The sequence below is a fragment of the Streptomyces sp. NPDC006265 genome (assembly GCF_040613555.1).
Classification (GTDB): domain Bacteria; phylum Actinomycetota; class Actinomycetes; order Streptomycetales; family Streptomycetaceae; genus Streptomyces.
On the sequence record NZ_JBEXSH010000166.1, the window covers coordinates 1 to 12,963 of the forward strand.

Annotated in this window: 10 protein-coding genes and 6 pseudogenes; 6 read left to right on the plus strand and 10 right to left on the minus strand. The window is 69.9% G+C overall.

All coding sequences use genetic code 11. The annotated features are described in order from the left end of the window. Positions 1-412: 412 nt before the first annotated feature. Positions 413-1,645 carry an NADP-dependent malic enzyme gene (locus ABZ281_RS16200; RefSeq protein ID WP_356655978.1) on the minus strand — a complete coding sequence of 411 codons (1,233 nt, stop codon included), beginning with the start codon at positions 1,643-1,645 and terminating at the stop codon, positions 413-415. Between the two features lie 625 nt (positions 1,646-2,270). On the opposite strand from ABZ281_RS16200, the gene ABZ281_RS16205 reads away from it, so the two are divergent. The 3 genes from ABZ281_RS16205 to ABZ281_RS16215 are packed head-to-tail and all read left to right on the plus strand — an operon-like array spanning position 2,271 to position 4,953. Continuing rightward, on the plus strand, positions 2,271-3,221 hold the full coding sequence (locus ABZ281_RS16205) for an ABC transporter substrate-binding protein (protein WP_356655980.1): 951 nt from the start codon (positions 2,271-2,273) through the stop codon (positions 3,219-3,221). A gap of 32 nt (positions 3,222-3,253) precedes the next feature. After that, positions 3,254-4,195, plus strand: coding sequence for an amino acid ABC transporter permease (locus ABZ281_RS16210; RefSeq protein WP_356655982.1), 942 nt, complete (start codon positions 3,254-3,256; stop codon positions 4,193-4,195). Further along, entirely contained in the window at positions 4,192-4,953 is a 762-nt protein-coding gene (locus ABZ281_RS16215; RefSeq protein ID WP_298560737.1) for an amino acid ABC transporter ATP-binding protein, read from the plus strand. Before ABZ281_RS16210 ends, ABZ281_RS16215 begins: the two co-directional genes overlap by 4 nt. Before the next feature lie 56 nt (positions 4,954-5,009). Here ABZ281_RS16215 and ABZ281_RS16220 read toward each other — a convergent pair. Next, a pseudogene (locus ABZ281_RS16220) lies at positions 5,010-5,780 on the minus strand (class I SAM-dependent methyltransferase). 89 nt (positions 5,781-5,869) lie between these two features. Between ABZ281_RS16220 and ABZ281_RS16225 the strand changes: the two are divergent. Then, positions 5,870-6,529 carry a CGNR zinc finger domain-containing protein gene (locus ABZ281_RS16225; protein ID WP_356655984.1) on the plus strand — a complete coding sequence of 220 codons (660 nt, stop codon included), beginning with the start codon at positions 5,870-5,872 and terminating at the stop codon, positions 6,527-6,529. 17 nt (positions 6,530-6,546) lie between these two features. On the opposite strand, the pseudogene sodX reads toward ABZ281_RS16225, so the two are convergent. Then, positions 6,547-7,080 (minus strand): annotated as a pseudogene (gene sodX, locus ABZ281_RS16230) (nickel-type superoxide dismutase maturation protease); the annotation flags it as partial. Here sodX and sodN point away from each other — a divergent pair. Further along, on the plus strand, positions 6,992-7,387 hold the full coding sequence (gene sodN, locus ABZ281_RS16235; protein WP_097220330.1) for a superoxide dismutase, Ni: 396 nt from the start codon (positions 6,992-6,994) through the stop codon (positions 7,385-7,387). The pseudogene sodX and the gene sodN overlap by 89 nt on opposite strands. 534 nt (positions 7,388-7,921) lie before the next feature. Here sodN and ABZ281_RS16240 read toward each other — a convergent pair. After that, positions 7,922-8,603 (minus strand): annotated as a pseudogene (locus ABZ281_RS16240) (inorganic phosphate transporter); the annotation flags it as partial. 156 nt (positions 8,604-8,759) lie between these two features. Between ABZ281_RS16240 and ABZ281_RS16245 the strand changes: the two are divergent. Then, positions 8,760-9,488, plus strand: coding sequence for a VOC family protein (locus ABZ281_RS16245; RefSeq protein WP_356655992.1), 729 nt, complete (start codon positions 8,760-8,762; stop codon positions 9,486-9,488). Here ABZ281_RS16245 and ABZ281_RS16250 read toward each other — a convergent pair. The 6 genes and pseudogenes from ABZ281_RS16250 to ABZ281_RS16275 all read right to left on the minus strand — a co-directional run. After that, entirely contained in the window at positions 9,478-9,693 is a 216-nt protein-coding gene (locus ABZ281_RS16250; protein WP_356655986.1) for a hypothetical protein, read from the minus strand. The two genes, ABZ281_RS16245 and ABZ281_RS16250, sit on opposite strands and share 11 nt — an antisense overlap. 10 nt (positions 9,694-9,703) lie before the next feature. Further along, positions 9,704-10,956: pseudogene (locus ABZ281_RS16255) on the minus strand (sigma-70 family RNA polymerase sigma factor). A 29-nt stretch (positions 10,957-10,985) separates the two neighbouring features. Further along, positions 10,986-11,399, minus strand: coding sequence for a YciI family protein (locus ABZ281_RS16260; RefSeq protein ID WP_356655988.1), 414 nt, complete (start codon positions 11,397-11,399; stop codon positions 10,986-10,988). A 464-nt stretch (positions 11,400-11,863) separates the two neighbouring features. Beyond that, positions 11,864-12,049, minus strand: a pseudogene (locus ABZ281_RS16265) (dihydrofolate reductase); the annotation flags it as partial. Between the two features lie 73 nt (positions 12,050-12,122). After that, complete coding sequence (locus tag ABZ281_RS16270; protein ID WP_356655990.1) at positions 12,123-12,752, minus strand: GNAT family N-acetyltransferase; 630 nt, start codon at positions 12,750-12,752, stop codon at positions 12,123-12,125. Between the two features lie 115 nt (positions 12,753-12,867). Continuing rightward, positions 12,868-12,963 (minus strand): annotated as a pseudogene (locus tag ABZ281_RS16275) (DNA-directed RNA polymerase subunit alpha C-terminal domain-containing protein); the annotation flags it as partial.

Sequence of the window (12,963 nt, forward strand, 5' to 3'; positions counted from 1 at the left end):
TATCGGCACGTCCACTCAACGAGTCACACCCGTCCAGGTACCGGTCACATCATCAGATCACCCGAACCGGTCATGTGCGGAGGATGGGACTAGCCTAGACCGCCTGCGATGTTGGGCGGGAGGCTCCCGTACCCGCGTACGGCGAGAAGGGGTCTGCCGGGGGCCGCCCGCGGCGGTTGACGCGTCAGCGAACAGTCAGTCGGCGTGAGACCCCATCGCGCCGTTCCGAGGACGGACACCCCCCGGCGCGGCCCCGACCCACCACCCGGCGTCAGCCGAAACGGACGCGCGCCCCTGCCGCCGAAGGCAGACGCGCCCACGCACCACCCGAACAGCCCTGCCCCCACGCAAAGAAGTGGCCCCGCCCGATCGCGGACGGGGCCACATCACACCAACGGCGACGACAGCGGCGTCAACGCCGCGCCACACCCTCGGCCCGAGCGGCCGCCGCCACCGCGGCCGTGACCGCCGGCGCGACCCGCTCGTCGAACGGCGACGGAATGACGTAGTCGGCGGCGAGATCGTCCCCGACCACAGCGGCCAGCGCCTCCGCGGCGGCCAGCTTCATTCCCTCGGTGATCCGGGAGGCCCGCACCTGCAGCGCCCCGGCGAAGATCCCCGGGAACGCCAGCACGTTGTTGATCTGGTTCGGGAAGTCCGACCGCCCGGTCGCGACGACAGCCGCGTACTTGTGCGCGACCTCGGGATGCACCTCGGGGTTCGGGTTCGCCATGGCGAAGACGAACGCGCCCTTGGCCATCTTCGCCACCGCGGACTCCGCGACCGTGCCCCCGGAGACACCGATGAACACATCGGCCCCGTCCAGCGCCGCTTCCAGCGACCCGGTGATCCCGGCCTTGTTCGTGAACCCGGCCAGCTCCTGCTTCACCGGCGTGAGGTCGTCCCGGTCCGCCGACACGACACCCTTGCGGTCGGCCACCGCGACATCCCCGATCCCGGCCTCGACCAGCATCTTAGCGATGGCGACACCCGCCGCGCCGGCGCCGGAGACGACGGCCCGCAGCTCACCCAGCGCCCGCCCGCTCAGCCGCGCGGCGTTCCGCAGGGCGGCCAGCGTCACCACGGCCGTTCCGTGCTGGTCGTCGTGGAAGACCGGGATGTCCAGCCGCTCCTGGAGCTTCCGCTCGACCTCGAAGCACCGGGGCGCCGAGATGTCCTCCAGGTTGACCCCGCCGAACGACGGAGCGAGCCGCACCACGGTCTCGACGATCTCGTCGACGTCCGTGCAGTTCAGGGCGATCGGAACCGCGTCCACGCCACCGAACTGCTTGAACAGAATCGCCTTGCCCTCCATCACCGGGAGGGAGGCCTCGGGCCCGATGTCACCGAGCCCCAGCACGGCCGTACCGTCCGTCACAACGGCCACGACCGACGACTTCCACGTGTAGTCGTGCACGAGCTCCGGCTGCTCCGCGATCGCGCTGCACACCTTCGCGACGCCGGGCGTGTACGCCAGGGACAGGTCGTCCTTGTCACGGACCGGCACGGTGGCCTGCACAGCCATCTTGCCGCCGCGGTGCAACGCGAATGCCGGGTCGAAGGAGTCGAGGGGCTCCGCACTGCCCTCGTGCTCCGTATCGCCGCTCTTGCTCTCGCTGCGAGGATTGACGATCTCCGCTGCCACTTCGTTTTACCCCTTAAATCTTCATTGTTTTGAGGGTGGCCACTCCTGGTGAGGGGTGGGCGGGCACCGCATAGGCCCATGTCGTGCTTGTACGTGTATACGTACGGGCGCGTACGCGACGGGCGCGCCGCACACGCGCCCTGAGCCCCGGATGAGGGGTGTAAGGACCCTTCTTACCGGACGGACGGCATCGGGGACGAGTCCATAACGCGAAGGTCACATGACGGGGCCCTGACGCTTCGTCCAAAATCGGGACAAGACCTGGACAAACCAGCTACAACCACTCAATTATCAGCAAAAGCCGCGGCCCCCGTATCGAAATCCCGGGATATACCGAAGATCTTTCGGCCGGAAGGGTTGATTCCCATAGAAGGTCCGGCCGTGATGTACCGGAGTGGTGCGGTTCGGGGGTCGCCCGTTATCCGATTTTGACATGACTGGCCCCCAGAATCGCGCAGTCCGAATGGCAAGATGCCGTCATCACACGAGGTCGCGACACTCGAAGAGGTGTGCTCTCGTCGACCCACGGCACTGCCGAACCCTTCGGCGTGCCGCGGCCGTGCCGAGTCCATCGGTGGCGGCCCGCCCCATCGGCAACTCCACCCATCCGCCGGAGGAACCCACCATGACCGCAAGCTCCACCCGTCGTACGACCGCCGCGCACTCCCGGATAGCAGCGGTCGGTGCGATCGCGGTCGCAGGCGCGCTGATGCTCACCGGATGCGGTGACCAGACCAAGGACACCGGCTCTAGCGACACCGCGGCCTCGGCCCCGCTCGCCGACAAGCTCCCGCAGGCCATCCGCGACAAGGGTGTCATCAAGGTCGGCTCCGACATCGCCTACGCCCCGGTCGAGTTCAAGGACAGCTCCGGCAAGGTCGTCGGCATCGACCCGGACCTCGCCGCCGCCATGGGCAAGCAGCTCGGGGTCGACTTCCAGTTCGAGAACGGCACCTTCGACACGCTGATCACGGGTCTGCGCTCCAAGCGGTACGACATCGCCATGTCCGCGATGACCGACACCAAGGACCGCCAGGAGGGCATCGACTCCGACACCGGCAAGAAGGTCGGCGAGGGCGTCGACTTCGTGGACTACTTCACCGCCGGTGTCTCGATCTACACCAAGAAGGGCGACGACCAGGGCATCAAGACTTGGTCCGACCTGTGCGGCAAGAAGATCGTGCTGCAGCGCGGCACCGTCTCCGAGGACCTCGCCAAGGCCGAGTCGAAGAAGTGCCCGGCCGGCAAGAAGATCGCCATCGAGGCCTTCGACAACGACCAGCAGGCCCAGACCCGCCTGCGCGCGGGCGGCGCCGACGCCGGCTCGTCCGACTTCCCGGTCGCCGCGTACGCCGTGAAGACGTCCGGCGGCGGCAAGGACTTCCAGCTGGTCGGTGAGCAGGTCGAGGCCGCCCCGTACGGCATCGCGGTCGCCAAGAACCAGACGCAGCTGCGTGACGCGCTCAAGGCCGCTCTCGACGCCGTCGTCAAGAACGGCGAATACGAGAAGATCATGAAGAAGTGGGGCGTCACGGAGGGCTCGATCGACGCGGCCACCATCAACGGCGGCAAGTGACCGCGGCGCAGCGGCACTGAAAGGCAACACCCGTGACTGTTGACATCGACAAGACGCCGGCCGACACGCCCCCGGCCGGACCGGAGGCCATCAAGGCCATCCCGGTCCGGCACTACGGGCGGTACGTCTCCGCCGTCGTCGCGCTCGCCCTGCTGGGCGGCATCGTCTACGCGTTCTCCCAGGGCAAGATCAACTGGGGCGCGATCCCGGACTACTTCTTCGACGACCGCATCCTGGACGGCGTCGGCAAGACCCTCCTGCTGACCGTGCTGTCCATGGTGATCGGTATCGTCGGCGGCGTCCTGCTCGCCGTGATGCGCCTGTCGAAGAACCCGGTGACCTCGTCGATCGCGTGGTTCTACATCTGGTTCTTCCGTGGCACCCCGGTCCTGGTGCAGCTGATCGTCTGGTTCAACCTGGGCCTGGTCTTCGAGTACATCAACCTCGGGCCGTTCTACAAGGACGAGTGGTCGGACTTCATGACCCCGTTCCTGACGGCGCTGCTGGGCCTCGGCCTGAACGAGGCCGCGTACATGGCGGAGATCTGCCGGGCCGGTCTGCTCTCGGTCGACGAGGGCCAGACCGAGGCGTCGCACGCGCTGGGCATGAGCCACGCCAAGACGCTGCGCCGGATCGTCATCCCGCAGGCGATGCGCGTGATCGTGCCGCCGACGGGCAACGAGGTCATCAACATGCTGAAGACGACCTCGCTGGTCTCGGTCGTCCAGTATCCGGAGCTGCTCCGTGCCGCTCAGGACATCGGCCAGACCTCCGGTGCCCCGGCTGAGATGCTGTTCCTGGCGGCGGCCTGGTATCTGCTGATGACGTCGATCTTCAGCGCGGGCCAGTACTACCTGGAGCGGTACTACGCGCGTGGTTCGAGCCGGTCCCTGCCGGCCACGCCGTTCCAGAAGATCAAGGCGAACGTGCTGTCCCTGTCCAGCCGCTCCAAGCCGACGGGAGGCACCGCATGACCGCCATGGTCAAGGCCGAGGGCGTCCACAAGTCCTTCGGTCCTGTTGAAGTCCTCCAGGGGATCGACCTGGAGGTGAAGTCCGGCGAGGTGTTCTGCCTCATCGGCCCCTCCGGCTCCGGCAAGTCGACCTTCCTGAGGTGCATCAACCACCTGGAGAAGATCAACGCCGGCCGTCTGTACGTCGACGGCGAGCTGGTCGGCTACCGGCAGAAGGGCGACAAGCTCTACGAGCTGAAGGACAGCGAGGTCGCGGTCAAGCGCCGGGACATCGGCATGGTCTTCCAGCGCTTCAACCTGTTCCCGCACATGACGTCCGTGGAGAACGTCATGGAGGCGCCGGTCCAGGTCAAGGGCGTGAGCAGGGGCAAGGCCCGCGAGCGCGCCCTGGAACTGCTGGACCGGGTGGGCCTGGCCGACAAGGCGGGCAACTACCCCTCGCAGCTCTCCGGCGGTCAGCAGCAGCGCGTCGCCATCGCCCGGGCCCTCGCCATGGACCCGAAGCTGATGCTGTTCGACGAGCCGACCTCGGCGCTGGACCCGGAGCTGGTGGGTGACGTCCTGGACGTCATGCGCGACCTGGCCGAGTCCGGCATGACGATGATCGTCGTCACCCACGAGATGGGCTTCGCCCGCGAGGTGGGCGACAGCCTGGTCTTCATGGACGGCGGTGTGGTGGTGGAATCCGGTCACCCGCGTGAGGTGCTGACGAACCCGCAGCACGAGCGGACGAAGTCGTTCCTGTCCAAGGTGCTCTGACGGTACGCACGGCGAGGGGGCGGTACGGGATCTCCGTACCGCCCCCTTCGTGCGCGCTACCTCAGGGCCAGCAACAAGGTGTCCGAGGGCGAGCACCACACCGGCCTGGCCTCGCCGAACCCCTTCTCGCGCAGCACGCGCACGTGCCACCGGGCCGAGGGCGTGTCGCCGTCCGCGTGCTCGCCGTAGATCTCGTAGCGCCGGGCGGTGGGTTCCGCGAGAACGGGGTCCTTCGCCGCGAGCTGCCACCACTCGGCCCAGTCGAGGATGCCGTCCCGCTTGGCCTGATCCATGCGGGCGTGCCGCTGCGCCCGCTCCGCCGCGTTGATCCGGGGCGTCGTCTCGTCGATCATGTGGTCCGCGTTCATGAAGACACCGCCGGCGCGGACGAGTCCCGCGACCTGGCCGTAGAGGTCCGCGAGGGGTTCCCGGTGCAGCCAGTGCAGGGCGGTCGCGGTCAGGACGGCGTCGTACGAGTCGTACGGGAGCTCCGCCGGCCAGTCGGGGTCCTTGAGGTCGGCGGTGACGAGACGGACCCGGTCGTCGCCCGCGAAGGTGCCCTCGGCGATGGCGAGGAGCGCCGGGTCGAGGTGGACGCCGGTGCTGGTGGCGTCCGGGAAGCGGGCGAGCAGCCGGGCGGTGATGCTGCCCGTGCCGCAGGCGAGGTCGAGGACGCGCGGGGCGGTGCCCACGAAGGCCTCGACCATGTCGAGCATGATCCGGAACCTCTCCTCGCGGTCGGGCAGCTAGCACTCCTGCTGCCGGTCCCAGCTCTCCTGCCAGGCGTGCCAGTCGGCGGCGGCCGTGGTGATGTCGGCGTCCGTCATCGAGCCCCTCCCTCGTAATACCCTGGAAGCACCATCAGCTGTTACAAATGCACGCCTCCGACGATAAAGCCCCTCCGTAAGGACTACAAGTGGAACTGGCCTATTACTCGGACTACGCCGTGCGCCTCGTCAACACCGAGGAACCGGCCCGGGGCAAGGACGCCCTGACGTCGGTCGAGGCCGTCCGCGATCTGTTCGGGCCCATCCAGTCGGCCGCCCGCCGCGCCACCGACGCGGACGTGACCCGCTTCCGCTCGGTCCGGGCCCGGCTGCGCGCGGTCTTCGAGGCGGCCGACTCGGGCGACGAGAGGCTCGCCGTGGATCTGCTGAACTCGCTGCTGCTGGAGTTCCCGGTGAGCCCGCAGATCTCGGGGCACGACTTCCGCGACGACGACGGCCGACCCCTGTGGCACATGCACCTGGCGGACCACCCGTCGAACGCCACCGCGGGCTACGCGGCGATCGCGGCGATGGGCCTGGCGTTCCACCTGACCGAGCACGGCGCGGACCGCCTCGGCCTGTGCGAGGCGGCGCCCTGCCGCAACGCCTACCTCGACACCTCCACCAACCGCTCCCGGCGCTACTGCTCCGACCGCTGCGCGACCCGCGCCAACGTGGCGGCCTACCGCGCCCGCAAACGCCTGGAGGCCGCCCGGCCCGACCTGCCCGAGAAGACGGGCCTGGCCGCCGACAGCGCCCAGCCGAGCAGCGCCCAGGGCGACCTCCGGTCCGACCTGCGCGGCCGGTAGCGGAACCGGACCCGCCCCAGCACCAGGTCATCGGGCACGACGCCGTAGTCGGTACTGTCGCCGCCGGCGTACGCGTTGTCCCCGAGCACCCACCAGCCGCTCTCGCGCCGCTGGGCGACCCGCTTGACGACCAGCAGGTCCTGCTGGAAGGGGTGCCGCAGCACGACGACGTCCCCCGGCCTGACCCGGGCCCCGTAATGCACCAGGAGCCGGTCCCCGTGGTACAGCGTGGGCACCATGGACGGCCCGGTCACCTCGGCCACCCCGAAGGGCGGGGCCGGCCTCTCCCGCTCGGACTCCTGCGACAGCTCCGGCATCACCCGGCACCTCCCCGGTTCTTCGTCCACCAGTCTCAGTCTCACCCCGGACTTTTGTCCTAAGCCCATGGGGGCACCCGCGAAAAGCCGTCCCTCACGGAGTAATGTCCCCTGTGAGAAGTCGATCACGAGGAAGGAATGCTCCATGCTTTCCCGCCTGTTTGCCCCCAAGGTCAAGGTCAGTGCCCACTGCGACCTTCCCTGCGGTGTGTACGACCCCGCCCAGGCCCGCATCGAGGCGGAGTCGGTGAAGGCCGTGCAGGAGAAGATGGCCGCCAACGACGACCCGCACTTCCAGACGCGCGCCACCGTCATCAAGGAGCAGCGTGCCGAGCTCGCGAAGCACCACGTCTCGGTGCTCTGGAGCGACTACTTCAAGCCCCCGCACTTCGAGAAGTACCCGGAGCTGCACCAGCTGGTCAACGACGCCCTGAAGGCCCTCTCGGCCGCCAAGGGCTCGACCGACCCGGCCACGGGCCAGAAGGCGCTGGACTACATCGCCCAGATCGACAAGATCTTCTGGGAGACCAAGAAGGCTTGATCCTCCAGGTCGTCCGACGCGCGATGCGCCGGTCGGGCAGGAGGAAAGACGGTGGGCCCCGTACCCGTTGCCGGGTACGGGGCCCGCTGTCGCCGCCCGTAGGGCAGAACCCTGTGGGAGCCCGAGGCCTTCGGTCCTCCCACTTCCCCGGCCCCCCGGTTCCCTTCGTGGCGTTGTGGCTTCGCCGGATACCGATCAGCACCACGATGACGGTGACGACGACGGGCATCACAACGCCCGTGGGCCAGAAGCCGCTGCCCCCTCCGGCGGCCAGATCGAGGTTCTCCACGCTTGCGCCCCTTCCTGTTCGCGGATGATCAGCTCCCGCCCCCCCTCCGCCGATCGCGGCACCCCCGATGTGGCCGCCCACCGAGTAGCCCCGGTCGACGGCTGTAGCTGTCCTTCCGACGACGTTCGCGGCCTTCATCGCCACGGCCCTCGCCGCCACCGGCTGCGCCGAGCATTCCCGTGGCCGCGATCTGGCCGGCCGAATCGCCCTCCCGGGCGCCTCCTGTGACGCCGAGGCCGGTGCTCAAGGCCGATGGCGAGGCCCGCGGACGCGATGCCCCACAGCGGCGGGCCGGCGTGGTGGCCGAGCGCGCCGGCCGAGATCAGGGTGAGGGTGATGACACCCATGGTCTTCTGCGCGCCGTTCGTGCCGTGGGCGAGGGAGACCAGTGAGGCGGAGGCGATCTGGCCGATGCGGAACCTCTTGGTGACGGAGGCCTCGCGGGCCCGGTCGGTGAGCCGGTAGGCGAGCAGCGCGGCGACACCGGCCACGATCGGCGAGGTCGCCGCGGGCACCGGCACCTTCTCGGCGACCGTGTCGAAGTTGACGCCCCGGCTGCCCGCCCCGGCCCACACGGCCCCGATCAGCCCGCCGAACAGGGCGTGCGAGGAGCTCGAGGGCAGACCGACCAGTCAGATCAGCAGATTCCACAGGATCGCGCCGACCAGCCCGCGAAGATCATGCCCGGGGAGACGAGGGTGTCCTCCACGATGCCGTCCGAGATGGTCTTGGCGACCTCCGTGGCCAGGAAGGCACCGACGACGTTGAGGAGAGACTGCTGATCAGGAGCGACCGCCGTACGGGATGCGAGCGCACCGGTGGCGACGGACGTGGCCATCGCGTTCGCCGTGTCGTGGAATCCGTTGACGAAGTCGAAGGCGAGCGCGTGACGATGACGACCGCCACGAGGAACGTGATGTGGTCCATTCCTGAATGCAAACGAGCGCAGGCCAGTGGACGGGGACGGTGTGGCAAGGGCCGGTCAAGGTTCACGCAGGTGGCGGTGGTGCGGCCCCTCTACGATCGCGTCCATGAGGATCAGGTGACTCCTCCACCCCGTAAACGGGATGGACGTACGCCTTCATCGACCGACCGCGTGAGGCCTTCGGCGCGGTCTGCGACTTCTGGACTGCCGTCACGGACACCCGCCTGTCCGAACTGCGCGGGGAACACGACGAGTTCGTCACCCTGCTGCCCGACGGTGCCGACGCGTGCGTGAAGGTGCAGGCGGTCAATCCGGGTTCCGGGGGTGCGCACATCGACTTCTGCGTGGACGACGTACCGGAGTTCGCGGCCGCGGCGGTAGAGCTCGGCGCGCGCGTGGTGGCCGACCTGGGGTCGCTCGTCGTGCTGCGCTCGCCCGGCGGGCAGTTGTTCTGCGCGGACCCCTGGCGCGGGCAGTCGTCGCGGCCGGGTGTGGTGCGGGGCAGCCGGCTCGACCAGGTGTGCGTGGATGTCCCGGCCTCGGCCTTCGGGATGGAAGTCGCTTTCTGGAGCGGGCTGCTCGACGGCTGGGAGTCGCGGCCGGGCTCCCTCGCGGAGTTCCACGTGGTCGAGCCGCCGCCCGGCCTGCTGGTCCGTCTGCTCCTGCAACGCCTCGACGAGGAACGCCCGGCCTCCGCCCATCTCGACCTCGCCTGCGCGGACGTCGCGGCGACCAGGGCGCGGCACGAGCAGCTCGGGGCCGCCTTCGTAACCGGCTTCCCCGGCTGGACAGTGATGCGGGATCCGGCGGGCGGCACGTACTGCCTGACGACCCGCGACCCGCGACACGCGACCCGGCGACGGGCGGACGGCGCGGCTAGGGGGTGATGGCGTACGCGCAGGCCTTGGGTGTCGGGCAAGGCGGCAGATCCTGCGCTTTCCCGGGATCCGTCCGCTCCCAGACGTACGGCCCCCGTGCCTCCGTCGAGTCCTGCATCCACAGCGTCAGCCCGCCCGCGACGACCACGGCCAGCGCCCACACGACCAGCACCAGACGCCACACAGTGCGACGCCGCTCCCCCGCTGTACCCATGCCGTACACGCTAGTCGCCCAACCGCTCCGCCCGGAACCGGAGATAGCGCCGCTCCGGCAGGCTGAGGGTCCGCGCGGCCGCCGACTCGTAGGCCGACCGGGCTGTTTCGGGCTCGCCCGCGCGCTCCAGGAGGTGGCCTCGTACGGCGTCCAGGCGGTGGCCCTTCAACTCGTCGGCCAGGGAATCCACTTCGGTCAGGCCCGCGCGCGGTCCGTGGACCATGGCGACGGCGACCGCGCGGTTGAGGCGTTCGACCGGGCCGGGGACCAGGCCGACGAGGATGTCGTACAGGCCGAGGATCGCGGCCCAGTCGGTCGTCTCGGGCGAGGATGCCTCGTCGTGCACGGCGGCGATCGCGGCCCCCAGCTGGAACGGTCCCGGTCGGCCCCGGGACAGGGCCCGGTGATGGGCGCGACGCCCTCCTCGATGGCGGCGTGGTCCCAGCGGTCGCGGTCCTGCTCGTCGAGGGGGATCAACTCGCCGTGCGCACCGCTGCGCGCCTCGCGTCGGGCGTCGGGTGTCGGGCGCCGGGCGTCGGGTGTCGGGCGTCGGTGAGGAGCATCAGCGCGAGCAGACCGGTCACCTCGCAGTCGCCGGGCAGCAGCCGGTGGACCGTGTGGGTCAGCCGCACGGCCTCGCCCGCGAGGTCGCGGCGTTGCAGGGCGGCGCCGGAGGTGGCCGTGTAGCCCTCGTTGAAGATCAGGTAGAGGGTCTGCAGGACGGACGGCAGCCGTTGTTCCCAGCGGTCCGGGCGGCCGAAGCGCACGCCCCGCACCTTCTGCTCGGCCCTGCTGACGCGCTGCGCCATGGTCGCCTCCGGGACGAGACAGGCCCGGGCGATCTCCGCCGTGGTCAAACCGCCCACGGCGCGCAGCGTGAGCGCGATCTGCGCGGGTGGCGACAGGTCCGGGTGGCAGTACAGAAACAGCAGCGAGAGCGTGTCGTCCTCACGGGGCCCGCTCCCCCGGCGGCGGCGCCGTGAAGGCGTCCCGGGGCGTGAGCGCAGCCGCCCGTTCCTCGCGCTGCCGCCAGGCCTGATCGCTGCGCAGGGCGTCGGTGAGCCGGCCCGAGGCGACCTTGATCAGCCAGCCGCGCGGATTGCGGGGCACGCCCGCTTCAGGCCACTGTCCGGCGGCCGCGAGCAGCGCCTCCTGTACGGCGTCCTCGGCGGCGTCGAAGTGCCCGTACCGTCTGACCAGCGCACCGAGTACCTGCGGCGCGTTGCCGCGCAGCAGGTACTCGATCTCGGGTGTGCTTCGCATCAGCGTGTCCGTCGGCGTCGACCGATCCGTCAGATGTCCCCGGAGCCGTCCATGATCGGGCGGATCACGACGGGGTGGTCGGGCGCGCCGGCCGGCTGGGGGCAGCGGGCGACGCGGTCGGCGACCTCCGTGACCCGCTCCAGGCTCTCGCACTCCAGGACCCAGTAGCCGGCCAGCAGCTCCTTGGTCTCCCCGTACGGCCCGTCGGTGATCACGGCCTTGCCGTCGTCACCGAGGGTGACGTGCCGGGCCTGAGCCGGCTCGGCCAGGCCCTGCCCGTCGACGAGCTCGCCGCTCTCGGACAGGTCGTCGTTGATGGCGCCCATGTACGCGAACATGGTCTGCAGCTCCTCCTCGCTCCAGGCCGGGGAGTTCGCCGACGCCTTGCCGCGCATGGCTTCGTAGTCCGCCTGTGTGCCCTGCACCATGACCAGGTACTTCATCAGTCCGCTCCTTCGGCTCTCACCGCCCCGGCGGGCGGTTCTTCACAGGGGACGTCGGAGCCGGGCCGCGCATCTCGACACGCGCTCAGAAATTTTTCGCGGCGGTTTCTCCCGGGCCGGTTCGGACGGGCTCGCGGCGTGTGGGGCGGTGCCCCTGGCGGGCCGGTCGTCCACCGGGGATCGGTCGTCTTCCGGGGACGGGTCGTCTGCCGGGGGCCGGTCGCCTTTCGGGGGCCGGGTGTCCTCGCCGGTATCGCCGGTATCGCCGTCACCGGTGTCGCCGCGGGCGGCGCCTTCCGCGTCGTAGGCACGGCACTCTGGGTTGCGGCACGGGCCCGCCACCCAGAGCGGGACCCACGTGCCCAGCGTCTTGTGGCGCCGTACGACTGTTTCCACTGGCTGTCCGCAGGCCGGACAGACGTGTTGTTCGCTGCCCATGACCTCAGAGTAGGCCGGTCGGAAGCTCAGCGCTTCCTGCTGTACGTGCGCACCAGCGCGCCGTTGCCGAACGTGCGCACCGACTCCAGGGCGAATGCCGAGATCGCGACGCCGGAGCCGAACATCGGCATGCCCGAGCCGCACACCATGGGGTAGGTCCTGATGACGAGTTCGTCGATCTCGTCGAGCAGTTCGCCGACGACCTTCGCGCCGAGAAGGAGTTGCCGCCTGAAGGCCGTTGCAGGGCAGGACCGGGTGCTGGACCGGGGGCTTTGCAGATACGGCCTAGGCGGGCCGGCGCGGCCCGGGTTCGCGCCACATGGGCCACATCGCCGGGCCGTCCGGGAGGTCGAGGACCGGGCCGGCGGGCTCGAAGCCGAGGCGCTCGTACAGCTCGCGGCTACGGGCACTGCTGGCCTCCAGGTATGCGGGCAGCCCCTCGCGGTCGCAGCGGTCGAGGACGGCCTCGATCAGCGCGGTACCGAGGCCCTCGCCCTGGCGGCCGGGCGCCACACCGATCATCCACAGGTACTCGTGGGCCCGTCCGGCGGGATGGACGGCGGCGGTCAGCCGGCCGATCGCCTCGATGCGCTCGTTGTCCGGATCGACGGCCTCCCGCACCTGGGCCGGACCGTCGTCCTCGGCGTCGCCGTCCCGGTCGCCGTGGTCCTCGCCCTCGTGGGCGGGCACGGAGAGCCACAGCGCGCAGGCCGAACCGTCCTCCATGACGTCGATGCGGCCGGCCGCGAGCACGATGTCGGTGAAGGCGGCCATGAGTCCGGGGTGCTTGGCACGACGGTCCTCCGCGCCGGGGAAGACCCAGCCGCTCACGGGGTCGTCCTGGAACGCCTCGTCCAGAAGCCGGACGATCAGCTCCCTGTCCCCTTCGCCCGCCGTCCGGATGGCCACACCCATGCCCCGCCCCTTCGCTCGACCCGACGGGCGTTGATCGTAGGGCCGTTGGCCCCCGCGGAGGGATACGAGCGGGATCTTGGCGGGATTCAGTCGAACGTTTACTCAAACCCTGTCGAGACTTCGCACAGAAGTTGCGGATGTCGAGCAGGTCCGCCTCGGAACGGGCCACGAGCTCACCCACGGAGTGGATGCCCTCGCGCTTGAGGCAGTT